21 protein-coding genes are annotated in these 24,761 nt (G+C 56.8%); 8 read left to right on the forward strand and 13 right to left on the reverse strand.

Translation table 11 applies throughout. The features are described 5' to 3' along the window. Window positions 1-22 precede the first annotated feature (22 nt). Window positions 23-769 (reverse strand): RraA family protein, encoded by a 747-nt coding sequence (locus tag AWB74_RS16450; RefSeq protein ID WP_061147803.1) that lies wholly within the window; start codon window positions 767-769, stop codon window positions 23-25. 139 nt (window positions 770-908) lie between these two features. Here AWB74_RS16450 and AWB74_RS16455 point away from each other — a divergent pair, with 139 nt between their 5' ends. After that, entirely contained in the window at window positions 909-1,850 is a 942-nt protein-coding gene (locus tag AWB74_RS16455) for a LysR family transcriptional regulator (protein ID WP_061147804.1), read from the forward strand. A 1,305-nt stretch (window positions 1,851-3,155) separates the two neighbouring features. Here the strand turns inward: AWB74_RS16455 and AWB74_RS16465 are convergent. The 5 genes from AWB74_RS16465 to AWB74_RS16480 form a co-directional block, all read right to left on the reverse strand. Further along, window positions 3,156-4,289, reverse strand: coding sequence for a porin (locus AWB74_RS16465; RefSeq protein WP_061147806.1), 1,134 nt, complete (start codon window positions 4,287-4,289; stop codon window positions 3,156-3,158). Between the two features lie 241 nt (window positions 4,290-4,530). Then, window positions 4,531-5,118: a cytochrome b gene (locus tag AWB74_RS16470; RefSeq protein WP_061147886.1), complete on the reverse strand. Its 588-nt coding sequence runs from the start codon at window positions 5,116-5,118 to the stop codon at window positions 4,531-4,533. Between the two features lie 107 nt (window positions 5,119-5,225). After that, a complete protein-coding gene (locus AWB74_RS45650) occupies window positions 5,226-5,576 on the reverse strand; it encodes a hypothetical protein (RefSeq protein ID WP_143749250.1) in 351 nt (116 codons plus the stop codon). A gap of 41 nt (window positions 5,577-5,617) precedes the next feature. Further along, the gene (locus AWB74_RS16475; protein ID WP_235024597.1) at window positions 5,618-6,610 is read right to left on the reverse strand and encodes a fumarylacetoacetate hydrolase family protein; all 993 of its coding nucleotides are present in this window, start codon (window positions 6,608-6,610) and stop codon (window positions 5,618-5,620) included. Window positions 6,611-6,658: 48 nt separating this feature from the next. Then, window positions 6,659-7,942, reverse strand: a complete 1,284-nt coding sequence (locus AWB74_RS16480; protein WP_061147807.1) for an MFS transporter — start codon at window positions 7,940-7,942, stop codon at window positions 6,659-6,661. Between the two features lie 461 nt (window positions 7,943-8,403). Between AWB74_RS16480 and AWB74_RS16485 the strand changes: the two genes are divergently transcribed. Continuing rightward, complete coding sequence (locus AWB74_RS16485; RefSeq protein WP_235024598.1) at window positions 8,404-9,513, forward strand: LacI family DNA-binding transcriptional regulator; 1,110 nt, start codon at window positions 8,404-8,406, stop codon at window positions 9,511-9,513. 42 nt (window positions 9,514-9,555) lie between these two features. On the opposite strand, the gene AWB74_RS16490 is transcribed toward AWB74_RS16485, so the two are convergent. The 6 genes from AWB74_RS16490 to AWB74_RS16515 all read right to left on the reverse strand — a co-directional run bounded on the left by AWB74_RS16490 (window position 9,556) and on the right by AWB74_RS16515 (window position 16,410). Continuing rightward, the gene (locus AWB74_RS16490) at window positions 9,556-10,488 is read right to left on the reverse strand and encodes an electron transfer flavoprotein subunit alpha/FixB family protein (protein ID WP_061147889.1); all 933 of its coding nucleotides are present in this window, start codon (window positions 10,486-10,488) and stop codon (window positions 9,556-9,558) included. 13 nt (window positions 10,489-10,501) lie between these two features. After that, entirely contained in the window at window positions 10,502-11,251 is a 750-nt protein-coding gene (locus AWB74_RS16495) for an electron transfer flavoprotein subunit beta/FixA family protein (protein ID WP_061147808.1), read from the reverse strand. A gap of 78 nt (window positions 11,252-11,329) precedes the next feature. Next, window positions 11,330-12,178, reverse strand: coding sequence for a 3-hydroxybutyryl-CoA dehydrogenase (locus AWB74_RS16500; RefSeq protein ID WP_200821980.1), 849 nt, complete (start codon window positions 12,176-12,178; stop codon window positions 11,330-11,332). Continuing rightward, window positions 12,175-13,839: an electron transfer flavoprotein-ubiquinone oxidoreductase gene (locus AWB74_RS16505; protein ID WP_200821981.1), complete on the reverse strand. Its 1,665-nt coding sequence runs from the start codon at window positions 13,837-13,839 to the stop codon at window positions 12,175-12,177. The genes AWB74_RS16500 and AWB74_RS16505 overlap by 4 nt, the downstream gene beginning before the upstream one ends. 135 nt (window positions 13,840-13,974) lie before the next feature. Continuing rightward, the gene (locus tag AWB74_RS16510) at window positions 13,975-15,213 is read right to left on the reverse strand and encodes a CaiB/BaiF CoA transferase family protein (RefSeq protein ID WP_061147810.1); all 1,239 of its coding nucleotides are present in this window, start codon (window positions 15,211-15,213) and stop codon (window positions 13,975-13,977) included. 6 nt (window positions 15,214-15,219) lie between these two features. Beyond that, window positions 15,220-16,410, reverse strand: coding sequence for an acyl-CoA dehydrogenase (locus tag AWB74_RS16515; protein WP_061147811.1), 1,191 nt, complete (start codon window positions 16,408-16,410; stop codon window positions 15,220-15,222). A 127-nt stretch (window positions 16,411-16,537) separates the two neighbouring features. Here AWB74_RS16515 and AWB74_RS16520 point away from each other — a divergent pair, with 127 nt between their 5' ends. Then, entirely contained in the window at window positions 16,538-17,449 is a 912-nt protein-coding gene (locus tag AWB74_RS16520; protein ID WP_061147812.1) for a LysR family transcriptional regulator, read from the forward strand. A gap of 132 nt (window positions 17,450-17,581) precedes the next feature. Here the strand turns inward: AWB74_RS16520 and AWB74_RS16525 are convergent, their stop codons facing one another. Continuing rightward, window positions 17,582-18,736 carry a porin gene (locus AWB74_RS16525; RefSeq protein WP_061147813.1) on the reverse strand — a complete coding sequence of 385 codons (1,155 nt, stop codon included), beginning with the start codon at window positions 18,734-18,736 and terminating at the stop codon, window positions 17,582-17,584. Between the two features lie 434 nt (window positions 18,737-19,170). On the opposite strand from AWB74_RS16525, the gene AWB74_RS16530 reads away from it, so the two are divergent. From AWB74_RS16530 to AWB74_RS16550, 5 genes are all read left to right on the forward strand, one after another. Next, on the forward strand, window positions 19,171-20,133 hold the full coding sequence (locus tag AWB74_RS16530) for a C-terminal binding protein (RefSeq protein WP_061147814.1): 963 nt from the start codon (window positions 19,171-19,173) through the stop codon (window positions 20,131-20,133). A gap of 37 nt (window positions 20,134-20,170) precedes the next feature. Then, window positions 20,171-21,190 carry a phosphotransferase family protein gene (locus tag AWB74_RS16535; protein ID WP_061147815.1) on the forward strand — a complete coding sequence of 340 codons (1,020 nt, stop codon included), beginning with the start codon at window positions 20,171-20,173 and terminating at the stop codon, window positions 21,188-21,190. A gap of 346 nt (window positions 21,191-21,536) precedes the next feature. Beyond that, window positions 21,537-22,124, forward strand: a complete 588-nt coding sequence (locus AWB74_RS16540) for a cupin domain-containing protein (RefSeq protein ID WP_061147816.1) — start codon at window positions 21,537-21,539, stop codon at window positions 22,122-22,124. Between the two features lie 73 nt (window positions 22,125-22,197). Next, the gene (eno, locus tag AWB74_RS16545; protein WP_061147817.1) at window positions 22,198-23,499 is read left to right on the forward strand and encodes a phosphopyruvate hydratase; all 1,302 of its coding nucleotides are present in this window, start codon (window positions 22,198-22,200) and stop codon (window positions 23,497-23,499) included. Window positions 23,500-23,626: 127 nt separating this feature from the next. After that, window positions 23,627-24,628, forward strand: a complete 1,002-nt coding sequence (locus AWB74_RS16550) for a VOC family protein (protein WP_061147818.1) — start codon at window positions 23,627-23,629, stop codon at window positions 24,626-24,628. Window positions 24,629-24,761 lie beyond the last annotated feature (133 nt).

Consider the following 24,761-nt stretch of genomic DNA (forward strand, 5'->3'; position numbering starts at 1 on the left):
GGAAATTGGTTGGCCATAACGATCACTCTTTGCTCGGCAGGTCGGCGACCGCGGTACCCGCATCGATTGCAAGACACTTTTCAATTTCGAAATTCGCTTTCGCGAGGGCCCGGTCGGCTACCTCTTCCGCGTGTGCGGCAGGAATGAAACAAACGCCGGTTTCATCGGCGACCACAATATCGCCGGGCGAAACACGGATGCCTGCAATCTGGATATCGCCATTGATCTCGACGGTTTCGATACGCCATTTCCCGGTGACAGGCGTGATTTCCGTGGCCCACATCGGGTATTCCGCACGTCGCGAGTGACCCACGTCGCGGATGCCGCCCGAAACAATCGCCCCGGCCTCTCCCTGGCGCTTACCGGTCTGAGCCGAGATGCCGCCCATGTTAGAGATGCCCGCCACACCGTCGATTACGACCACATCGCCCGGTAGTGCGAGGTTGTGCGCCTCGAACTCGGCCATGCGGTTCACATGAAGCCGCGCGGTCTCATAGACGTGTTCGCGCTGCATTACGTTGCGCACCGTAAGCGCCGGCCCGACGATGCTTGCGTTCGGCAACGTCGGCTTGAGGACCGAGGCGCCCACGGCGCCGATGATTCCGAGCTCGTCCATCACGTCCGCGACGACGCTCGTCGCGTCGGGAATGCGCCTGAGCTTTTCGATCACTCCCTCCGGAGGGCGAGGCGTGCGCATAAGACGGATGCGCTCCGCACTGATCTTCCCGGTGAGCTTCGGCAGCGGGTCGACGAGGGTACGGTCATTCATGATACGAATCCTGGTGATATATTAGGTTAGGGGTAGAAGCGCGGGAGTCCTGCGGGGATGTGTGCGAGCACTATCGATCAAAAGATCTTGCACGTCTAATTTAGATTTCGTGGGATCGTTATCAATTCGGTGAATAATCATGAGGCTTGACCTTAACCTCCTCGTCGCTATCGAAGCCATCATGCTCGAGAAAAACGTGACACGCGCTGCCGCTAGTCTGTCGATGACCCAACCTGCACTAAGTAACGCTCTTCGTCGCGCGCGGGAAATGACCGGGGATCAGCTCTTTCTGAAGGTGGCGGATGGCGTTCAGCCGACACCTCGAATGCTGGCGATCTGGCCCGAACTCCATCGCTCCCTGGCCGTGATAAGGGCATCGATAGCGCCTGCGCATTTCGATCCACGCTCCGACGCGACTAGCTTTCGGATTGCTGTGACTGACAGTCTGGCAGGAGAAGCAGTTAGTGCAATAGCGCTTCGGCTGCATGAGGTCGCACCTCACGCGAAACTGGCGTTCTCTTTTCACACGAACACCAACTCATTAGAGGCAATTGAGCGCGGGGCGCTCGATTGCGCTGTTGGCATGTTTCCGTCACTACCGCGCGATATTCATGTCCAGGGGCTACGGACCGACCACTATGTGTGCGTGATGCGGGCAGACCACACATTGCGCGACGCGATGGATATGGATCAATTCGTCGCAGCGTCTCATGTGCTGGTCACGCCCTCTGGCATAGATCTCGGAGTTATAGACGGATGGCTCAGTCTGCACGGACGCTCACGCACGATTCCGGTGATCGTCAATCACTTCGCCGACGCACTGCGAATCATCGCAAGTAGCGAGCTGCTGACATGCGTACCCAGCGCATTCCTTGATGGTCACGGTCGAAATATCGTCCGCGAATACGGACTGCTCGCCAAAGCACTTCCATTTCAGACTGAAAAGCTGATTTATAAGTTGGTTTGGCATGAGCGCGTCCATTCCCATGCCGCCCATCAGTGGTTCCGGTCGCTCGTCGAAAGCGTCTGCGGCCTACCTCAAAAAACTACGTTGCAAAACCAACAGATGATAAGCGTCTGACGCACTGCTAACCGAAACGCCCGCCTCTTGAGCTCCAAGCCATCAGGGGGATGGCAGCCCGGAGCAGCTCGAGGGGGCGCGAAGTTGCTGAACCGTTGCAAATAAATCAACGCCCAGTGGCAAGTGCACCAACTTGGGGTTGCTCGGCGAGCCGGCGATAGAAAGCTCGAGGCTACAAGTGTAGTTGTATGGATGAGGTACACTTCACCACGCCGCCTGCGATTAAATCGGCAGCATGATCGCCCCTGACGTTCCACTTAAAGATCCCAGAGAACTGTCCGAACGAGCGAAGCCACCGCTTGCAACCCGTACTCCTCAAACAGTTTCCTATGGCCAATGAAGGAACTCGATCCCGACGGCTTCGATACGTCGAACCCCACTCCAGCAGGGAGGCGAATGCTGCCATGTCTCCTTCGCGACGGATACCTTGTTGTCGATGTTTTCGACGCGTTCTGCTTCGTCAAGACACAGTCAGAAAAGCGCGGCGGAGCGGTCACGGATCTCATCGACTAGCGAACCGTGTACACCTTCAACAACCCAACGATGCTTTCGCAGCATTTCGAAGCAACTTGACGGACTCGTCGCGCCCCGAGCAACGTTGTATCCGCCCCGAAGCCGATGAATCGAATCCAGATCTCTAGCGGGCGCTTCCAAGCGATTTCGATCCGTTCGGCAAGCCAGCTTTTTTCGGAACCCGAACTCCCCACAATCACCGTCCTCGTTACGTCGATGCGCACGGATGGATTCTCAACTCAGTCTAATCAACGTCGCTTGATTCTGGCGATCGTCCCCACTCCAGTATGAACCGCTCGCGCTGAACGACACTCGACGCACACACTCTTCGTGTCGAGAAACCAAAGTATATCTATCTACGAGAAGGGCGAAAGCGACACAGCATTGCAACGATCCGCCCGCATACTTTCTTGTGCGCACTGTGATTTCGCCAGAGCCTAGGCTCTTTCTCACAAGCCGATCTTCCGTCATTCGGCAAAATGTAGCGCACAAAAAAATGCCGACCCGAAAGGGTCGGCGAAAAGGCCTCTGGACTATCGCGGGGCATAGACCAGAACCTGAGAGAGCGTCCAGTGCGAATAAAGCCGTCACCTTACCCTAGACCCGCCTCTGAATGTATCCGAAATCGATTTCAGACGCCGCGCAACCACGAGTGAAACGGAACTGAAAGAATGCGCCAATTTCAGTCGAGCGCCGACGGATAAAGGTGCACACACTTACCGTTGAAGGGGCGATCCAATGTCCGGCGGTTTCGCGAGCCGCTACCATGGTTTAAAACGGCGGGGTGGTAGCTCAAAACTGTGTCATGATCCCAGCGAATACCCCAAACTGACTATGCCCATAGTCTGGGTTGCTGTTCGATGCGATGTTTGAGGCCTGGTCGTAATCGTTGTTTCCATAAGGACCACTACTCAGACCGATGTTTGAGGTCGCGCCATTGTGGAGATAGCCAGTCTCCGCATACAGAAATGTCCGCTTTGAAAGGAGATAGGTGCTCCCCAGCGTATAGAGTGTCGCATTTCCATTGCCGTGGTTCGCGTGCGAGTGATAGATAGCAGCGGTAAGCCCCGTTTCGACGTTGACTCGCCAGAAGGCTCCAAGCCACTCGTGATCTACCCGAGAGGGAGCGGAGACACCGGCGGGCTGCGAGGAGTCAGCGACGCCGACGCTTGCGTTCGTGGCATTTGGCGCACTCAGATGCTGATATCCAGCATAAAGCTGCACCGCCCCAAACACGTATCGTCCCGCCGCTAGAACGGAGCGCGAGTGCGCATACACGTCGTTGAATGAACCATTCGGGCCCCGTATTTCGTCATAGATGACACGCAGATGCGCATCTCCGTAGTGGTAAATCGCTTCGAGGCCATCCGAACGTCCCTGCCCGGTCGATGTAGTCGCCTTGTTCCAGCTCGTGTTGTTAGTGAGGTCATACTGCCCCTTGAGCGTAAGCCCCGCCCACGCCGGAGTCTCATAGGCAAGGCCGTTTGACGCCATCGCCCAATTTCGGGCACGCACCAGCGTAACTACCGAGTACCGCTGCATTGCCTGTGGATCGACGGCCCAGCTGTCTTGCGAGAGTTCGCTGGCGCCGAGGTTGCCAAGCGTGAATGTGCCGTAGCGCACATTTTCGAGGCTCACTGTCGCGCGTCGACCAAATAGGCTGCCTTCCGACGCCCCTGTCATAGTATCGATCTGGCCTTCCAGCCGAAAGAGCAGTTTGCTTTCGCCACCAAGGTCCTCGGATCCAAGTAATCCAAACCAAGAACATCCCCAGTCGCCGCTCTGGGCACTGACCAGACCGCCCGTAGGCAAACCGCCTTCATACTGAATTCCATTGTCAATGCGCCCGTACAACGTAATACTCGTTTGCGCATGCGCGACCGATGTGCACCCTAACAGGCATAGCCCATACAATTGCTTTCTCATTCGTGTTCCATATGTAGCGCGGAAGCTACGACTTGATGCTCCGCAAAATCGCTGGGAGCGAATAGTTGCTCTGGGCCTGCTTCACACGGCGCCGATAAACGTGCTTGCTAATCTGAGGGCCATTCAAGATTTCGGTCTTTCTAAACCGAACCAGCTCTCAAAATTCCCAACTGCAGGACGGTTTGCGATACTTCGAGCTGCATTAAGGGTATTCTTTTGACGGGTCAGTTCTTCGACCCGCTCAGATCGATATTGAGCGACTTGCCGGTTTTTCACGTCCGATTCTCCGCGCTAACCAAGCGGGCACCATTGATTTCAGGGATTCGTTTTTGTCGATGAAGTGGTGCTTCAGCGCCATGAGAGCGTGTCCGCAAACGAGGAACGCCAGCAGGTACGAAAGATAGATGTGGATTTGCTTGAAGATTGGGACAAGCGCGGGAGTCTTGGCCATCAAAGGCGGCAAGGAGAACAGGTGTGCAACCGGGATCGGATATCCAGCTGCAGAGCTCCATAGCCATCCTGCAACTGGGAGCGCCAACATACAGATGTAAAGCACGAGATGACCTAACTTCCCCGCCTGACGCTCGAAGTTGTGAAGGTCTTTCGTCGTCTCGGGCGGCCGGTGCGTCAACCGCCACGCGATTCGTGCGGCGAGCAGGAAAATTGTTAGCGTCGCGATGGACTTGTGCAGCATGATACTGTCAGCCTGAATCTTCTGCGGGACGCTCAACGTGCTCGAGTAATAGCCGACACCCCAGGCGACTATGATGACAATTGCCATTGTCCAGTGCAGGATTTTTGCTAATGCGGTGTATTGCTTCGGTTCCATGCGCTCCTCCATCCATGTTTTCATCTCGCCAAGGAACGTCCGTCTCTCGATTTGAGATGGTGACCCTCGACTCGCCGTGCTCTTGCTAGGACGTTCAGACGATGCAGTTATTGGCCGGGAGTCGACGCCGGAACTGCGCTCTTCGACTGAGCGGCGGCCTTTCGCTCAGCGTTTGTCATATTTTCTGGATACTGAGCTGGCGACGCCTGCGGGCCGAATCCGTTCTTTTCCAGTCGTTTGAGCTCTGCATTCCGGGCAGCTCGTGCCTGACGTCTAGTCTCCTTGCGTTCGACTTTAGCTTTTGCTTTCTGTTGCACTTTGGTCATCGGAGCAGAGACGGGTTGCACCTGCGAAGCGGTAGCAGCCACACCGCTGGAAGCAGCGCCCTGAGCCATCGCGGCCGACAGAAGCATGACAAATGCCGCCGTTGCAACCGCAAGCATAACTAATCGTTTCATTCTTTCTCCTGGTTCTTGGTGCGTTAGCACCTTTTATTTGATTAAGGAATGCATTTTGTTCTCTGAGTTCCGAGGCCGTCCACGGTGGCTTCGATGACGTCACCAGGGCGAAGGTACCGTGAGTAGTGGGTTCCGATTCCAGCAGGCGTACCTGTGCAGACGAGGTCCCCCGGCTCGAGACCGACCAGCGAGGACAAGTACGCCAACTGCTCCCCGATACCGAAAATCATGTCAGTTGCGCTTCCCTCTTGCATTGACTCCCCATTCAGGCTCAGATGCAGTCTGAAGGCGCTGGGGTCTTCGACGTTCCACGCGGGCATCAAGACAGGGCCTGCCGGCAACCACCCGGGCCGGCTTTTGGATTGAATCCAGTCCGTACCCATCTGAGGCATATCCGCTCGGAAGATCCGCTCGCGCAGCGTGATGTCGTTCACAACGCAGTATCCTGCGATGCCTTCGAGCGCCTCAATCGAACTAACATCTTTCAGGCGGCGACCGATGACGACACCGACCTCGACCTCCCAATCGAGCGACGTCAACCCTTGAGAGATGCGCAACGAGTCGTGGGGACCGGAAATGCAAGAAGTACCCTTCATGCAAATGTATGGTTCTCCAGTGCGCCGCCGCTCTTCAATCGACTTGAGCGTAGCGTTTCGATGCTCCTCTACTTCTTGAGCGTCGAGGTGACTTGCGGAGTCAACTGCTGCCTCGAGCAATTGCGCACGATAGTTGCCAATCGTGCAGTAGACCTGAGACGGGGCGACAGGAGCGTGAATCGTCAGATGCGCCAGTGGAACACCTACTGTTGCAATCAATTCGCGCGTCGCTGACTCCGACGCGATTTCCCTCAGCTGCCGTGCGTTGACGTCCCAAGATTCCATCAGCGCGCGCATCGAATGAACGCCGTTTAACCCGCGCGACGCCCAGTGTGCCAGCGCCAGCGCTCGCTCCTCCATCACTATCACCGGAAATGGTTGAGAGCCAGCACTGGACACGTTAGCAAATGCGTATCTCATCAGCGTACCTTCCTCCAATGAACCCTCGTCTGCGAGGGAACGCCATCGAGCCGATCCTTCCGGCCCTTACTTTGCCCTCGTCCCTATTGCCGATACGCCCCGCTGGATCGCGACATCACTCTGCAAAGCACCGTTGTTCTTGCGGCGCCGCGGTGCAGTTTCGATCAGGAAGCAGCTGACGATCGCGCCCACCGCCAAGCTATATAAAGCAAAATCTAGCGTCTTGGCGATACCAAAGTGCTGTGCGACAAACCCAGCGATGACCGGCGCAACGCCACCACCGAAAGTCTCACCAACGCCGGACACGAAACCAATCGTGGATGCAATCAGGCCTAGGGGCGCCGCCTCAGTAGCAACTGGGCCGCTGAACAGACTGAGTAGTCCCATCGCAAACAGCGCTACGCCAAACAGAAGGACAAACAACAACCACGGGTTTGCGCCAACGCGAGAGAAAAAGAAGAGGATGATGGCAGCGCAGACGAAACCAAAAATCGCTGTCGGACGTCGTCCGACATAGTCAGAGAGGCCAGCGAGCGCGAAGCAGCCAACGAAGCCGCCAAATCCGACCGCGGAGGCAACAAGACCCATGCTACGAGAATCAAGGCGAATCACCGTTACCAGGTACGTCGGAACCATGGCCCCGATAACGAAGATGCCGCCCATCGCGCAGAGAATTGCGATTGTCGCCACGGTGACGTTACGGCTGGAAAACAGGTCTAGCCATCGAAGGGGGGCTTCATGGCGTAGCGCTTCGGTAACGCTCGCAGGCACCCGGTCGTGTATACAGCGATAAATTAAGAATGCAACAATGAAGCCCGGAATGGACGAGAGCATGAAAACCCAGTGCCAGTTAGGAACCCACTCCAGCAACTGCGTCGCTACGATTGGAGCGAAGCCGAGTCCCATCAACGGAATCATGCTGATCTGTAGACCTTGATTCAGGCCGCGACGAGCGGGGTGGGAAGCGTCGCTGTTCGCTGCAATACTCGCCGGCGAGAACGTGCCTTCAGCAATACCCATGACACCACGAAGAACGAGCAAGCTAATGAACCCAGTTGCAAGCCCCGAGACGCACGAAAGTGCAGAAAATGCGACCATCGTGGTAATCAGAATTTTCTTTCGACCAACCCGGTCGGCCAGCGGCCCCATGAGAATTGACCAAAGCCCCCACGTCACTCCGATGACCCCAATCAGGCTTCCCAGCTCTGAGTAGCTAAGGTTGAGGTCGTGCATCATGTGCGGGAACAGAGGCGCCATCAACCACCTGTCGAACCCCACAAGTCCGAACCCTATTCCTAACAGCACGAGCGTGACGCGTTCGTTTCGCACGTCATGTTCATGGGTTTCCATCGCTATGTCTCCTAGTTAACAACAGTCGCTCCGATTGACCGCGCGGTCGCCGCGAGTGACGAATTCCATTCTCTGCAGGGATTATGCTAACGTTAGCGCAACTTTTGTAGCAGTGTAGGGGCCGTGAACGCGCGCGTCAATGCAGAAGTTGTCCTCAGTGAGAAATTCCGTGCCTGCTGAAAATGTGCTATCGTTTGCTTGGTGCGGATCATGCTCACTGACGGTGCGCGCATCGCAGTGATGCACGGGCGACTGGGCGCACGGGAAGATCGGAGGAAAGGTGAAACGCTATGCTACGTTCGTCTTTCATACCGCTCGAGCGCGACACGGGAAGGCGATGCAGAATGCTGCATCCCTTTGAAGAGCGGCGACCTCGGCGGCAATTCTTTCGAAACTGCAAGCCTTGTTACGGCGCGTGGCCAATTTTGGCTCGCTGCCTGCCTTAAAGATGAACTCGGCGCTTGCCGCAGCTTCACGATGCAAGCGGAAACATCATCCAGAAGAATCATCCGCTCAACACTATGGTCACTATCAAAGACATCGCCGCGCGTCTTCAAGTTTCCCCTTCAACTGTTGGCCGTGCGTTGGCGGACGACCCGCGCATCAGTGCATCGACCAAACAGAAGGTTACGCAAGTCGCAGACGAGCTTGGCTACGTAGGAAATCTCGCTGCTCGCATGATGCGAGGCGTTTCGAGCAACCTTGTAGGCTTCGTCCTACCAGACATCCGTAATAGCTTTTACGCCACAATCGCTCACGCGCTGTCAAAATGCCTCCAGGAAGCCGGCTACCAACTGGCGCTGTCAGAAACTGGAGACGACAAGATGGCCGAGTTGCGGAGCGTTCGCGAATTGGCGAGCTCCAACGTCGCGGGCATCATCATTGTTCCGACCGCGCGGCCCCACCGCGATACCATCCGGCTGCTCAGAATGCGGCCGCACGTTCAACTTCTCCGCGGCGACAATGCTATCGGCGAGGAGTGGTTTGGAATCGATGATACGCAGGCCCTGTACGATGCCACCGATTACCTTGTGCAACAGGGTCACCGGAGAATTGGATATATCGGCGTGACGGACGTGCTACCGACAGGCTCTGCGCGTTTGAAGGGATTCCTGCGGGCTCTCCCCCTCGAGACGAAGGACCGAGACGAGCTGGTCGAATTGGGCTCCCCGGCTCAAGTTGGTTTTGGCCGCGAAGCCGTGCGGCGGCTTCTATCTCGTAAAGTACGGCCCACGGCAATCGTCGCAGCTTCGGTTCAGATGACGCAGGGAATCTTGGAAGAACTCTTAGAGCAACGCATACGTGTACCCGAAGAACTGTCTGTCATAGGTTTCGGTGACGATGTCGGCTTCGGTTGGTGGGGACCAGGACTTACGACCATTGGTCTACCGGTTTCCGAGCTGGCAACAGCGTGCGGGCTGTGGTTCGTCCACAAGCTGCGTCACAGCGCTGAACAAGGTTCGTATCGTTCTGTCTCCCAGGCGTCGCTGATTGTCCGTGGTAGTACTGCACCGGTAGCTGTCAGCACCCACGGCCAAGGCAAAGCCGTGCGCAGAGGCGTCACCGTCTAGTCGAGCGCTCAGCGCTCGACCTTAGAATTTTTTAGAGCGTGGTTAAATCCCGGCAGTCAATTGCGGGACAATGGCGAAAAGGTCACCAACAAGGCCGTAGTCTGCGACACCGAAAATGGGCGCCTCTTCGTCTTTGTTGATGGCAACAATCACCTTCGAGTCCTTCATACCAGCGAGATGCTGAATGGCCCCTGAGATGCCAACTGCCACGTATAGCTGCGGCGCAACGATCTTTCCGGTTTGGCCTACCTGATAGTCGTTGGGCACGTAGCCCGCGTCGACCGCCGCTCTCGACGCTCCGAGCGCGGCCCCGAGCTTGTCTGCCAGGGGTTCTAGCACATTCGTGTAATTTTCACCGCTTGCCAGGCCACGACCGCCCGACACAATGATTTTTGCGCTGGTGAGTTCCGGGCGGGTTAGTTTCGTCACTTCTCGGCTGACGAACTGAGAGAGTCCAGTGTCTGCGGCAGCTTGGATCTCTGTCAGCTCCGCACTATTGGCGGCGCCCGGGACGGCGTCGAATGCGGTTGTGCGGACCGTGATGACCTTGACTGGGTCGGACGACTGCACGGTCGCAATCGCGTTGCCGGCGTAAATCGGCCGCTCGAAAGTATCTGCGCTAAGTACCGCAGTGACCTCACTGATTTGCGCCACATCGAGTTTCGCGGCGATTCGCGGCGCGATGTTCTTCCCAGATGCCGTCGCCGGCGCCAGGATATGCGAGTAATCTTTCGCTAGCCGGAGGACGGTGGCCTCCACGTTCTCAGCCAAGGCCTGTTCGAGGTACGGCGCGTCGGCAAGTAGAACCTTTGCCACGCCTGCGAGCTTAGCCGCCGCATCCGCCGCCGGCCGCGCCTTATGGCCTGCAACCAGCACGTGCACAGCCCCGCCAATTTCCAGAGCAGCGGCGACTGCATTGAGCGTCGCAGCTTTGATGGACGCGTTGTCGTGTTCAGCAATAACCAGATTTGTCATGTTGTTCCCCTCCTTACAAGACCTTGGCTTCATTCTTCAGCTTGTCGACTAGCGACTTCACGTCCGCCACCTTGATGCCAGCACCCCGCTGTGGCGGCTCGGCAACCTTCAGCGTTTTCAGACGCGGCGAAACGTCCACGCCTAGCTCCGCCGGCTTTGTGGTCGTCAGCGGCTTCTTCTTCGCTTTCATGATGTTCGGCAACGTAACGTAGCGCGGCTCGTTCAATCGAAGTTCGGTCGTCACCACTGCGGGCAGATTGAGCGAAAGCGTCTCTGCGCCACCGTCGACCTCGCGCGCAACCGTGGCTTTGCCTTCGCTGATAGTGATTTTCGACGCGTACGTCGCTTGAGGCAGATTCGCGAGCGCGGCAAGCATCTGCCCCGTCTGGTTCGAGTCGTCGTCGATAGCCTGCTTACCCAGAATGACAAGCTCAGGTTTTTCTTTGTCCGCGAGCGCCTTAAGCAATTTTGCGACTGCAAGAGGCTGCAATTCTTCATTCGACTCAATGAGAACGGCTCGGTCCGCACCCATAGCCAACGCTGTGCGCAGTGTTTCCTGTGCCTGCGCAACGCCTGCCGAGACCGCAATAACCTCGGTTGCCACGCCCGCCTCTTTCAGGCGGACCGCTTCTTCCACAGCGATTTCATCGAACGGGTTCATCGACATCTTCACGTTGCTAATATCGACGCCTGTGTTGTCTGACTTCACGCGCACTTTAACGTTGTAGTCAACCACTCTCTTCACGGGAACAAGAATCTTCACGTTGTCTCCTATCCGGTCCGTTCGGCAACTGCTCGCTCGACGAGAGCACTTGCCACTTGCAAAGCAGTCTTTTGTTGCTCAATAGGTATGAAAGCCTTGGCCGGACTTACGACCAAGTGCACCTGCGGCAACCATCTCTCGCAGCAGCAATGCTGGACGATACTTCGGGTCGCCAAACTCGCCTTGGAGCACAGTCATAATGGCCAAGACCGTGTCGAGACCAATCAAATCAGCGAGGGCCAATGGGCCAATAGGATGGTTCGCACCTCTTTTCATGCCCTCGTCAATGTCAACCGCAGACGCCAGCCCTTCCTGAAGCACCAGAATCGCCTCGTTTATCATCGGAATCAGAATCCGATTTACTACAAAACCAGGCGAATTCATTACTGAAATCGCGTGCTTCCCAAGTCGCTCAGCGAATTCATTTGCCGCTGCGGATGTCGCTTCGTCCGTACGCATTCCACGTATGACCTCAACAAGCGTCATCGCCGGCACAGGATTGAAAAAGTGCATTCCAATGAAACGACTCGACTGCACAACCGCAGCGCCAAGGCTCGTTATCGACACCGAAGACGTGTTGGTCGCGAGCACCGCATCGGGTCGAATGACCGCTTCCAACGACGCCAGTATCTGCTCTTTGACGCGAGCGCTTTCGGTGGCCGCCTCGATTACGCAGTCACAGTCAGAGAAGTCACTGAGGTTTGTGCTGACGGTAATCCGCTCAAGTGCTGCCGTTGCGTCCGACGCCGACATTTTGCCGGCCTGGACCCTTTTCGCGAAGTTACGACCAATCAAGTCTTTCGCGCTATTCAAAGCGTCTTCGCTGACATCGCTCAGTACGACCTCAAGTTCTGCGGCCGCGCAAACCTGGGCAATACCGCAACCCATCTGGCCCGCACCTACAATACCAATCTTCTTCATATTCACATGCTCGAATAGTTGGGGCCGCCACCGCCTTCGGGCGGAACCCACACGATGTTCTGTGTCGGGTCTTTGATGTCACAGGTCTTGCAGTGCAGACAGTTCTGCGCGTTGATCTGCAAGCGGTCGCTATCGTCTTCGTTCTTGACGAACTCATATACACCGGCCGGACAAAATCGCGCTTCCGAACCACCGTAGGTGCGAAGGTTTAAAGAGACCGGTAGCTGAGAGTCCTTCAGAGTTAGGTGAATCGGTTGATTCTCTTCGTGATTCGTGTTCGAGACAAATACAGATGAGAGCCGGTCAAAGGTGAGCTTGCCGTCCGGCTTGGGATATTCAATAGGCTTGCAGCGGTCCGCCGGTAACAGCGTCTCGTGGTCGCGATGCTGGTGATGCAAGGTCCACGGGATGCGGCCGCCTAAGACCTTCTGCTCAAGACCGACCATCAGCGTGCCGAGATAAAGACCCTTGCTCATCCATTGCTTAAAGTTTCGAGCCTTGTACAGTTCTTCGTAGAGCCATGACCTCTTGAAAGCCTCCGGATAGGCAGTCAGAACATCATTCTGTCTGCCTTCCTGTATTGCTTCAAATGCCGCCTCAGCCGCGAGCATGCCGGTCTTGATTGCCGCATGGCTGCCTTTGATGCGTGAGGCGTTGAGAAAGCCCGCATCATCGCCAACAAGCGCTCCACCAAGGAATACAAGCTTCGGAAGCGACATCAAACCGCCCGCTGTAATCGCTCGGGCACCGTACGAAAGACGTTTGCCATCGTCGAGAACCTTGCGAATCTCCGGATGCGTCTTGTATCGGTTAAATTCTTCGAACGGCGAGAGATAGGGGTTCTTGTAGCCCAATCCCAAAACGAAGCCGACCATTACCTGATTCTTCTCGAAGTGGTAAAGGAAGGAACCGCCATACGTGTCGTTGTCTAGCGGCCAACCTGCCGTGTGAACGACGAGGCCAGGCTGATGCTTTGCAGGGTCAATTTCCCACAACTCCTTGATGCCGATTCCATACACCTGTGGGTCGGACTCTTGGTCGAGTTCGAGCTTTTCCTGCAACTGCCGTCCTAGATGGCCGCGCGCGCCTTCGCAGAATAGAGTGTACTTGGCATGAAGTTCCATGCCGGGCTGAAAGTTGCTCGTGGGTTCGCCGTTCTTGTCGACCCCCATATTGCCCGTCGCGACACCCTTCACTGACCCATTGGCGTTCCAGAGTATTTCTGTAGCAGGAAAACCAGGAAAGATTTCGACGCCAAGAGCTTCAGCTTGCTCGGCAAGCCATCGCGTTACGTTCGCCAAGCTGACCACGAAGCTACCGTGGTTTTTGAAGTTTGCAGGAAGCGCCCACGTTGGTACTGCCTTCGCGCCGCTCTCAGAGAGAAAGAGAAAGCGGTCCTCGGCTACAGAAACACTGAGCGGGGCGCCTCGGTCTTTCCAATCCGGAATAAGCTCAGTCAGCGCGCGAGGGTCAATCACTGCGCCCGACAGAATATGGGCGCCAATCTCCGAGCCTTTTTCTAATACACAGACGCCGACTTCAACACCATTTTCAAGCGCCAGCTGCTTCAGTCGAATCGCAGCCGACAAGCCAGCTGGCCCGCCACCCACAATCACGACGTCATATTCCATTGACTCTCGTTCTACGTCGCCCTTCATTTCTATCATCTCTTGTTCGATTGGTCCGTTCGCGCCCGAGTGCGTGTGCGGACCGCCGATAGCAACCGGTTCTTCTCGAACGCTGCGTCTCGGTGATTAGTTGTTTAGCCGGCTGGTACGCTGGCCTCTCAACCTGAGAGCTTGTCAGACGACCTTCGCTTCGCGTAGAGCATCGACGTCGTCAGCCGACATGCCAAGCCAACCTTGAAGAACGTCATACGTGTGCTGTCCCAGCGTCGGCGGTGCATTGCGGTACTGGACTGGCGACGCCGACATCTTGATTGGATTCGCAACCATCGAGACGTTACCCCCTTCCGAGTGAGGCATCTCAATGCGCATGCCACGCTCTTGGACATGAGGGTCTCTGAACACTTCTGCCAAGTTGTTGATGAATCCGCAAGGCACGCCTGCGGATTCCATCGCCTCTACCCATTCCGTGGTCGTTCGTTGCCGCGTCGCCGATTCAATCATCGCCACAAGCGCAGCTCGATTCTTAACGCGCCGCGGGTTGGTCAAGAAGTTTTCATCCTTCGCCCACTCCGGCCGGCCAAGAACTTCGCAGCATTTGCGGAACTGACCGTCATTGCCCACGGCGATAATCATGTAGCCGTCCGCAGTCGGGAACTCCTGATAGGGAACGATGTTCGGATGGGAGTTTCCGAGGCGCTGTGGCACAGTGCCGCCCACGAGATAGTTGGAAGCCTGGTTGGCGAGGCTCGCGATTTGGACGTCAAGCAAAGCCAAATCGACGTGCTGACCCTCGCCAGTCCGGTCCCGCCGAGCCAATGCAGCCAGGATACCTACCGTCGCGTAGAGTCCGGTCATGACATCGGTCAGTGCGACGCCCACCTTTATCGGGCCGGCGCCTTCCGCACCGTCTGCACGACCAGTAAGGCTCATCAGGCCGCCCATGCCTTGAATCAGGAAGTCGTAGCCAGCACGGCTTGAGTATGGTCCGTCCTGTCCAAAGCCCGTAATTGAGCAGTAGACGAGGCGTGGATTCGCTTCTTTCAATGCCTCATAGTCCAGCCCGTACTGCCGCAGGCCTCCGACCTTGAAGTTCTCAACGAGCACGTCAGCTTGAGCGGCCATGCGCTTAATCAGTTCCTGCCCTTCGGGTTGGCTGATGTCGACGGTCACCGACTGCTTGTTGCGATTGGCGCACAGATAATACGCAGACTCTGCGGTGGCGTCTCCGTTTGCATCAGGCAACCAGGGAGGTCCCCATGCCCGGGTGTCGTCACCGGTGCGCGGTCGTTCAATCTTGACCACCTCCGCTCCAAGGTCCGCGAGCAATTGGCTGGCCCACGGACCTGCGAGAACCCGTGACAGGTCCAAGACACGGACCCCGTCAAGCGCTCCTTTAGATAGTGTCTTTTCCATGTTCGCTCAGAAGGCCGCAATGCCCGTCATAGCACGACCCAGAATCAAAGCATGGATGTCGTGCGTTCCTTCGTAAGTGTTGACCACCTCGAGGTTCACGAGATGGCGTGCAATACCGAACTCGTCGCTGATGCCGTTGCCGCCAAGCATGTCTCGAGCGACTCGCGCCACATCGAGCGCTTTGCCGCACGAGTTCCGCTTCATGAGCGACGTGATTTCAACTGCAGCAGTACCCTCGTCCTTCATCCGTCCGAGTCGGAGGCATCCAGCAAGTCCGAGGGTGATTTCGGTTTGCATATCAGCGAGCTTCTTCTGCACGAGTTGATTTGCAGCCAGCGGGCGGCCAAATTGCTTGCGGTCGAGGACGTATTGGCGGGCACGATGCCAGCAATCCTCAGCGGCGCCGAGTGCACCCCAGGCGATGCCATAGCGTGCGCTGTTGAGACACGTGAACGGCCCCTTCAATCCTCTCACTTCCGGGAACGCGTTCTCTTCCGGGCAGAAGACTTCGTCCATCACAATCTCGCCGGTGATGGACGCGCGGAGGCCCACTTTGCCGTGAATCGCCGGCGCAGAAAGACCCTTCCAGCCCTTCTCAAGGACGAAGCCACGAATCGCACCTTCATCGTCTTTTGCCCACACGACGAAGACATCAGCGATGGGGCTGTTAGTAATCCACATCTTGCTGCCAGAAAGCGAGTAACCGCCTGGGACCTTCTTCGCGCGAGTAACCATGCTTCCCGGGTCGGAACCATGGTTCGGCTCTGTCAGACCGAAGCAACCAATCCACTCGCCACTCGCAAGCTTCGGAAGGTACTTCTGACGTGTTTCTTCGGAGCCGAACGCGTTAATCGGCACCATCACCAGCGAGGATTGAACGCTCATCATGGACCGATAACCAGAGTCGACGCGTTCCACCTCACGGGCCACCAAACCGTAGCTCACGTAGTTCAGCCCAGCGCCGCCATACTCTTCGGGAATCGTGACACCCAGCAAGCCGAGTTCGCCCATTTCACGAAAGATTTCCGGGTCAGTGAACTCCTGACGGAACGCTTCGAGAACGCGCGGCGCCAGACGTTCCTGACAATATGCATGGGCGGAATCCTGGACCAAACGCTCCTCTTCCGTCAGTTGTTGAGCAAGCAGGAGCGGGTCATCCCATTGAAAAGATGGCGAGGACTTGTGCTGAATAGTCATGTTTGGTTCCCAAGCGGTGGAGGAATGTGTTCAAATCTACGCGTGCGCACGCGATACCACAACCGACTTGTTTTCACTGACATGTTCCTAGAACGCACAGAACATCCCCTCTTGCTCCGGAATAATCATGCGCAGAAAGATTCCATCGACGAACACACTGTCAGCATTTGAGGCTGCCGCTCGACATCAGAGCTATACGAAAGCCGCAGACGAGCTTGCTGTGACCCAAAGTGCCATCTGCAGGCAAATCGCAGCGCTCGAAGAGTTTTTGGGTGTTGAGTTGTTTGTACGAGACAGGCGGGGCGTTCGTCTAACAGAGGCAGGACTGCTCTACAGCCGCAAAATTGCTGCACGACTTGATGACGTGGAGCGAGACACGCTGGAGCTGATGTCAAAACGAGGCCAGGGCGGCACTCTTGAACTCGCAGTCGTGCCCACGTTCGCCACAAAGTGGCTGTTGCCAAGGATGCCTCTCTTCATCAAGCAGCATCCGGACATCACAGTCAATCTCACTTCAAGAGCGCGTCCATTTCTATTCGACGAAACCGAGATGGACGCAGCGATTCATGCCGGCGTGGCGATGTGGCCTGGCACCGAAGGAGCATTTTTGATGCGCGAGAGTCTGATAGCTGTGTGCAGTCCCAAGCTAATCGCTCCCCGTAAGAAGCTGTCTACCCAAGACTGGCATCGCCTTCCCCTTCTGCAACAGAGCACCCGTCCCTACGCATGGAGGAACTGGTTCGAGTCTCGGGGGATGAAGGTAGAAGCGGACATGGCCGGCCCGCGGTATGAGCTCTTCTCAATGCTGGCTGAGGCAGCAGCCCAAGGCATTGGCATAGCGCTAATTCCGCGTCTGCTTATTGAAGAGGAGCTTCGCCATGGCGTCCTCATCGACGCCGCCTCGCACGCTCAATTGAGCGACAGAACCTACTATCTGCTCTGGCCGGAGCACAAGGCTGGCAACCCTGCATTGAACTTCTTTCGCGATTGGATTCAAACGCAAGCCGAGCAGTATCGCGACCTGATGGGGCTTGCCTGATACAGGATAGTCACGCGCTGAAGGAGGCTAGAACACGTCGGTACGCGGGGCTGATGTTGCCGCGCGCCCGGGATTGCGATTGAGTCCATCAACAAAGAAGCTCTGACCCTCTACGGAAGACAACAAGGTTCTTCAGAACTTCACGCGAAGGCCTGCACTGGTAAGAAACTGTTTGTTGGTCGACGAGGGGCCGCCGCTCGAGCCGATGAACGCACCACTGAAAATCGTATTGGACGCACCGGTCACGTGTTGATACTCAGCCATCAGATAGAGCTCCGTGCGCTTCGACAGAGAGTAAACTGTCATCAGGTTGAACTGATTCCATCTCGGCTTCGCCTGCACCAATGCGTTCGTATACTTGCTATCCGTGAATGTGTACGAGGCGGCGACGATTAAAGAGGGCGTTACCAGATAGCGAATGTTCGTTTCGTAGTTATCGAAGGTCAGGTCAGTGGGGCGTCCAGTCGGCGCCGGCGCTTGCGTGCTGCCACGATAGACAGCAGTCGTGTCGTTGTACGACGAGTGACTCCACACAAGGCCGAGGGTCGCCGGTCCGATTTGATATCCTCCGCCTACGCCCCAAACTTGCTGTACTGCAGCGTGAAAGGTCGCGTCGCCTGACGTGGACGAACCGTCGAGCGCACCTGTAGCCCCGTTGCCTGGCTGGTCGATGCGCATATAGGAGGCGCTCAGGGTGACCGGGCCGCCGGTGTACGTTGCTCCCGTACTGTATGCTCGATTCGTGGCAAACCCACCTGCTGTGTTTGAGAAGGCGTAGAGGCCCCCGAATTTCAGCCCCTTGTAGTCCGCGCTCGCAAATTTCACTGCATTGTCAAGTCGGAAGAAGTCACCGAAATTGTCATTGTCCATCGGGTGCATGAATTCCAGCCCACCGACGAAGCTTTGTGCAAGGCTTCTTGGGGCGAGGTAGTCAACAACCGAATCATATTGACGCCCGAACGTAATCGCGCCATAGGGATTTGACAGCCCGACCCACGCTTGACGACCGAATAACCGACCGCCTTGTTGCAGCCCGCCGTTGGTACCGGTGAAGCCGTTCTCGAGCTTGAAGATGGACTGAAGCCCGCCACCGAGGTCTTCCGTTCCCATCAGGCCCCATCGATTCCCGACGATATTCCCTGACGAGGCGAACACCGTACCGTGTCCCCCCCTGTTATTCACATAGGAAATCCCATTGTCAATGAGACCATACAGCGTAACCGAGCTCTGGGCGTAGGCCACGCCAGACAGGCAGCTACACAACACCGGCAGCAGGTACCGCTTCATCAGTTGTCTCCTGTATTTTTGCTGATTTACATTAGGTACTACGAATCTTCAAATTTCCGCTCTGGAAAACTTTGAACCGCAGCGCGGGCTCGAGCGTTGGATGGGCGTTGAGCCGTGCCTTGCATACGGCGCAGTTGGCGTGGGAGCTGTCACAGTGCGTTCGTTCCTTCCTAGCGGCTCCGTGGCCGCTCAAACTCTGTTTTTTTGCGTATGCGAACGTTAGCATTATATGATGAAGTTTAGGCGGATCGTGGCGACGTTGTCAACGCGATTTTTTTGCCAGCACGCCGTGACTACTACGGAAAAGAAGAGCACATTTGGGGAGGCTCCCTACTTGGCGGAGGCGCATTTTTAATGCTAACGTTAGAACGAGTCGCTAACCGGACGGAGATTCCGACCTGTTGGCATCTTTGGCCTTTCCTTTTCTGGAACCTATGAAGAACACCGTTTTCCTGACTGACTACGCGTGGCCGAACGACAGTGTCGAACGCCAGGTCATTGAAAATGCCGGCTTTCGACTCGTCACGGGCCCGGCAGACCCCCTCTCCGCTGGGGAAATCGAAGGCCTTGTCCGCGAACATCAGCCTGATGCAATCATGACTTGCTGGGCCCGGGTATCCAGCGAAGCGATTGCGGCCGGCCCGAACCTGCGCATCGTCGCGCGCCTCGGAGTCGGCCTTGACAATATCGCCGTCGAAACGGCAACGTCCCGCAATGTTGTCGTGACAAACGTCCCGGACTACTGCGTGGAAGAGGTATCCGACCATGCGGTGGGCTTCGCGCTCGCCTGGACGCGCGGTCTGGTTCACTTTGACCGGGAGGTTAAGGCCGGTCGCTGGGGTCCCTCCTCGGCCAAGCTTCGTCGGCTCTCAACGCTGACCTGCGGAATAATCGGTTTCGGGCGCATTGCTCGCATGACAGCTCGCAAACTTGCCGCATTCAAGTGCGGGATAGTCGTGCATGACCCGTATGTGAAAGAACCCGGTGAAGGCATCGAGCTTACGTCGCTCGACGAGCTATTCAGCAGAAGCGACATCGTCATCGTTCATTCGCCACTGACGGATTCGACCCACCATTTAGTGAGTCGCGAAAAGCTCAGCCTGATGAAGCCGGGTGGGCTCCTTATCAACGTAAGCCGAGGAGGCATCGTCGATACCGACGCAGTCGTTCAAGCGCTTCGCTCAGGACATCTGTCGGGTGCTGCCTTGGACGTCCTCGAATCCGAGCCGAGCGTTCCGCCGGAATTGCTCGAGCAGTCTGGTGCAATGCTCACGCCGCACGTTGCCTTCTCCTCAGATGCGTCGCTTATCGAGTTGAGACGCCGCGGGGCGGAAGAGGTCGTTCGAGTCTTGCGCGGTGAAGCGCCACAAAACCCTTGCAACCGAACGACAAAGTGACCTTCCCTTTGCTCGCGACTGACCTAGCAGACTCAAGATGACGCAACTGAACAGCCCAGACACAAAACTGGACGACTTTCTCGTCCGTCACTCGCTTGCCGCTCCTGACGAGCATATCAAGTGGGAACCACTGACTGGTGGCGTTTCCTCCGATATCTGGAGAGCAGAGCTTCCTCGGCGCACGCTTTGCGTGAAACGTGCGCTCTCCACTTTGAAGGTCTCAAGTACCTGGGAGGCGCCAGTTTCACGCAATGCCGACGAGTGGGCCTGGATGCAGTTCGCCGCGATTCACTGCCCCGCGAATGTTCCGACACCGTTGGCGCACGACCCGGAACTGGGAGCGTTTGCCATGTCCTTCCTTGAACCAGACTCTCATCCAGTTTGGAAGAAGCAGTTAATGGAGGGAAGGGTTGACTCAAAAACCGCTGCGGCGGTGGGTCGCTTAATCGGTCATCTTCATGCCGTAAGCGCTCTTGATGCTGACGTGGCAGCCAAGTTTGATACGACGGACAATTTCAAAGCGCTTCGTCTTGACCCCTACTTCGCTGCGGCTGGGGCAAAGCACGAAGACCTCGCTGAACGTCTTCGCATTCTGTCGGACCGCACCGCCAACACACGAATCGCGCTCGTCCACGGTGATGTCAGCCCAAAGAACATCCTGGTTGGACCGAATGGACCTGTGTTACTTGACGCCGAATGTGCATGGTTTGGAGACCCGGCGTTCGACCTCGCATTCTGTTTGAACCACTTGCTGCTTAAATGCCTCTTGGCCAACGGCCAGGGGCAACTGTTGCTAGAGAGTTTCGCAGCGCTCAAAGAAGCATACTTCTCGGAAGTCAACTGGGAACCCCACAGTATTCTAGAAGGACGGGCAGCAGACTTGTTGCCTGCCCTCCTGCTAGCACGGGTCGATGGCCAGTCCCCGGTCGAATACATCAATAACGACGCCCAGCGTCAACACGTCCGTACTGTCGCCTGGACGCTGCTCCAACACCCCCCAACCACGCTGGACGCCGTAGCGCAGGCTTGGCAAGCCGAGTGCGCGATAGGGCGCTGAATCAATTTCCCCGCGACTTAGCACGAGCGCTTGCGCAGCAGTTTCCCGCACTGGCGCTTGTGCGCGGTCGAACTGTCTCCTACGTGGAAAGGAAGTATCCACGCATTCCGCCTTGCAAAAAAGCACATCTTCCAGTTTCACGATGGGGCTGCGCGCCCACACAGCGCTCTAGGAACACCAGGCTTCATATCCGCGTTCGCGCTAACGTTGGCACCTTGTCTACGCCTTTGCTCCGAAAGCAATTGTCCTTTGCTGATTCAATGGCTTAGAAGCCCAGTCTCCCCGTTGACACTCGGTTCCAGTTTTGCCAAAATCTGTGCAAACGTTAGCAAAACATGGAGACGTGATGGAGTCCCGAGAGCTTCAAGAGGCGCTTCCAGACGCCCCTGCCGTGCCAGTCAGAATTACGCGGGTTGTGACCGGCCATAGCGAGGACGGTCGTTCGATATTCGTGCAGGAAGGCCCTCCGCCGCGCTCGGACCCGTATCGCGCGATTCCTGGCATGGTCTCGCGACTGGTATGGGCGACCGAGGCGAACGTCTCCCTTCCGTTCGACGGCACCGACCCGACTCCTTCAGTCAAGAGCATTGTGCCCTCGGTCTCCTCCACCCGCTTTCTCGTGGTTACCTTCCCGCCGGATTCGGTCTTCATGGCGAAAGACTTCGACGTTGAAGCTGCCGTCGCGGAAAACCACGCTATCAGCCCGGGACTTGCAGAGCGCTTCGAGCCGGACGGTATGCATACGACGCCCACAGTTGACTACGGCGTTGTGCTCGACGGAGAAATCTGGCTCGAGCTCGACGACGGCGAAACCCGCCATCTTCGGCAGCACGACGTCATCGTTCAGCACGGTACGCGGCACGCCTGGCGAAACAAGAGTGAGCGCCCGGCGACGCTCTCGTTCGTCCTAATCGGGGTCCGCATTGCGCGCTGACCGCATCATCGCGGGACGGCGATTACACGCAGAAGCCAACACCAACGCGACATTTACATCTTCCGGAATCACCATGCTCAACACTGATACGACGATAACTAACGTCCACGGCCGCCGCGTCTGGGACTCCCGAGGTCGCCCTACTGTCGAAGTCGAGGTCACGCTCGCGGGCGGCGCCAAAGGTCGAGCCATCGCCCCTGCGGGTGCGTCGACGGGCACCGGAGAAGCGCTTGACTTGCGCGACGGAGGCACGGCCTTCGGTGGCCTTGACGTTCAGAAGGCTCTGTCAGGTGTCAATTCGGAAATTGCGAGCGCACTCAAGAGTGTCGACGCAACTGAGCAGGCCAAAATTGACAGTCTCCTCGTGGAGCTTGATGGCACGCCCAACCGCAGTCGCCTTGGCGGGAACGCAATCGTCGCAACGTCGATGGCGGTGTTGCATGCATCAGCAGCTGCATGCGGTCAGCCGCTTTGGCATTATCTGGCGGGTGGTCAGCCGGTTCGCATTCCTCTTCCTGAGATTCAGATTTTTGGGGGCGGCGCTCATGCTGCTCGTCGAGTGGATGTGCAAGATTTCATGCTCATGTGTCCGTCCGCAAGCAGCTTCAGCGAAGCCTTGGAATGGACCGCCGAGGTGTATCGCGCTGCCGGTGAATTGATGAAGAAGGCAGGCAAGCTGCAAGGCGTCGCAGACGAAGGCGGATACTGGCCTGCCTTCGGTTGCAACGAAGACGCCCTGGACACTTTGGTCGGCGCGATTGAACTTGCTGGTCTGAAGCCCGGCGGACAAGTCGGCATTTCCCTCGATATCGCGGCTTCGGAGTTTGGCAGGAACGGGCAGTACACGCTGGCCCTTGACGGCAGAACGCTGGACACCGCTCAAATGATTGAAATGCTCGGCCGTTGGCTCGGCACGTACCCGATTCTCTCGATTGAAGACCCCGTCGCGGAAGACGACGCGTCCGGCTTCAGGCACTTCACCGAGACGTACGGCAAGCTTTGCCAGATCATTGGCGACGACTATCTTGTCACTAATGCCGCGCGAGTCAAGACTGCGGCCTTCCAGCACACACTCAACGCCGTGCTGATCAAGCCCAACCAAGCGGGCACCATCACGGAAACACGCCTCTCGCTGGAAGAAGGAAAACTGGCAGGATTCGGCACCATCGTGTCTGCTCGGTCAGGTGAATCCGAAGATGTGACTATCGCGCACTTGTCCGTTGGCTGGGATGCCGGCCAGCTCAAGGTCGGGTCATTCTCTCGCTCTGAGCGCATGGCCAAATGGAATGAAGTACTTCGAATCGAGGAAAGTCTTGGTCGCGATGCGAAGTTCAGTGGTTGGTCAGCACTGCCTTTTCAGCGTCGCCAAAGCTGAATCAACGCCAACCGTCCAAAATGAAGTAAGCGGCTTGTGCTCCAGCGTAAGTAAGAAAGCACGTCCGAACCCGCACGAATCAATCGCGAACTTTTCTCGCACTACGAAACCGTAAAAGAGGTTTTTTATGCTTCCAGCCGTCGACCTTCGTCCGCCCTTCAACATCACACGCGCCAGCCACATCGTGCTGAATGTCGCAGACCTGGAGAAGAGCAAGCACTTCTATACCAACATTGTCGGGCTGGTGGTCACCTCCGAGACTTCCGACACCGTCTACCTGCGCGGCCTTTCCGAGGCCTGCCACCATAGTCTCGTTCTCGTCCACTCACCTGACGCTGCCTATACGTGTAAGCGTATCGGTTTCCGGGTTTTCCTCGACGAAGACCTCGACGCTGCGTACAAGTTCTTCAAGGATGAAGGCCTCGACGCGGAATGGGTCGACGTAGCCCATCAGGGACGTACGTTGCACGTGTCGGACCCTTTCAATACCAAGCTCGAGTTGTGCGCGACCATGGAAACGCAGCCTCGCCTCTATTTGGACAAGGACAAGTTCAAAGGCGCGCACGCGCAACGCATCGACCACTTCCAGATTTTCTCTCCCAACACCTACGATTCGTGTGCTTTCTATGGCCGTCTCGGGTTCCGTAACTCTGAATATCTCGCGCACGCGGAAAAGCTGCTGGGCGCTTTCATGTATCGAAAGGGTACTTGCCTCGACCTTGCAATCGTTGAGAACAGTGGACCGTGTATGCACCATTTCGCGTACATCGTTCCCGAATCGCACAACATCTTCACGGCCTGCGACATCGCCGGCATTCATGGCTACGGTCAGGAAGTCGAGCGCGGCCCGGGCCGTCACGGCCCCGGCGGGATGCTGTTCGTCTATCTGCGCGACCCGGATGGTCATCGTGTGGAACTGTGCGACGGCCACTATCAGACCATCGATACGGAGATTGAGCCAGTGCGATGGGATGCAGCAACTCTGAGTACAAATGTCCGCTGGGGCTTGCCTGCCGAGAATCGATGGTATTTCGAAGCCACCCGCTTCGAAGGCACACCCCTCGCGGACCCGGCAGTAAAGCCAAATCCGATGACACTCGAGAAGTACGTTCAGAGCCAATTGGCTTAATTCCACACACCTCAGGTTTTAATCATGGCACGAGTAAAGTACCTTCAACGCTCTGACGTTGCCGGCGTCGAAGACGCACTGTTCGACCGGCTCGAGAAAGAACGGAAAGTTCCCACCGCCAACATCTTCAGGG

The sequence above is a fragment of the Caballeronia arvi genome, from assembly GCF_001544695.2.
In the GTDB taxonomy this organism is placed as follows: Bacteria; Pseudomonadota; Gammaproteobacteria; order Burkholderiales; family Burkholderiaceae; genus Caballeronia; species Caballeronia arvi.

Coding starts and splice junctions, on each gene's coding strand:
- AWB74_RS16450 (WP_061147803.1), bottom strand. CDS start 769: ATGAATGACCGTACCCTCGTCGACCCGCTGCCGAAGCTCACCGGGAAG.
- AWB74_RS16455 (WP_061147804.1), top strand. CDS start 909: ATGAGGCTTGACCTTAACCTCCTCGTCGCTATCGAAGCCATCATGCTC.
- AWB74_RS16465 (WP_061147806.1), bottom strand. CDS start 4,289: ATGAGAAAGCAATTGTATGGGCTATGCCTGTTAGGGTGCACATCGGTC.
- AWB74_RS16470 (WP_061147886.1), bottom strand. CDS start 5,118: ATGGAACCGAAGCAATACACCGCATTAGCAAAAATCCTGCACTGGACA.
- AWB74_RS45650 (WP_143749250.1), bottom strand. CDS start 5,576: ATGAAACGATTAGTTATGCTTGCGGTTGCAACGGCGGCATTTGTCATG.
- AWB74_RS16480 (WP_061147807.1), bottom strand. CDS start 7,942: ATGGAAACCCATGAACATGACGTGCGAAACGAACGCGTCACGCTCGTG.
- AWB74_RS16490 (WP_061147889.1), bottom strand. CDS start 10,488: ATGACAAATCTGGTTATTGCTGAACACGACAACGCGTCCATCAAAGCT.
- AWB74_RS16505 (WP_200821981.1), bottom strand. CDS start 13,839: ATGATAGAAATGAAGGGCGACGTAGAACGAGAGTCAATGGAATATGAC.
- AWB74_RS16510 (WP_061147810.1), bottom strand. CDS start 15,213: ATGGAAAAGACACTATCTAAAGGAGCGCTTGACGGGGTCCGTGTCTTG.
- AWB74_RS16515 (WP_061147811.1), bottom strand. CDS start 16,410: ATGACTATTCAGCACAAGTCCTCGCCATCTTTTCAATGGGATGACCCG.
- AWB74_RS16520 (WP_061147812.1), top strand. CDS start 16,538: ATGCGCAGAAAGATTCCATCGACGAACACACTGTCAGCATTTGAGGCT.
- AWB74_RS16525 (WP_061147813.1), bottom strand. CDS start 18,736: ATGAAGCGGTACCTGCTGCCGGTGTTGTGTAGCTGCCTGTCTGGCGTG.
- AWB74_RS16530 (WP_061147814.1), top strand. CDS start 19,171: ATGAAGAACACCGTTTTCCTGACTGACTACGCGTGGCCGAACGACAGT.
- AWB74_RS16535 (WP_061147815.1), top strand. CDS start 20,171: ATGACGCAACTGAACAGCCCAGACACAAAACTGGACGACTTTCTCGTC.
- AWB74_RS16540 (WP_061147816.1), top strand. CDS start 21,537: ATGGAGTCCCGAGAGCTTCAAGAGGCGCTTCCAGACGCCCCTGCCGTG.
- eno (WP_061147817.1), top strand. CDS start 22,198: ATGCTCAACACTGATACGACGATAACTAACGTCCACGGCCGCCGCGTC.
- AWB74_RS16550 (WP_061147818.1), top strand. CDS start 23,627: ATGCTTCCAGCCGTCGACCTTCGTCCGCCCTTCAACATCACACGCGCC.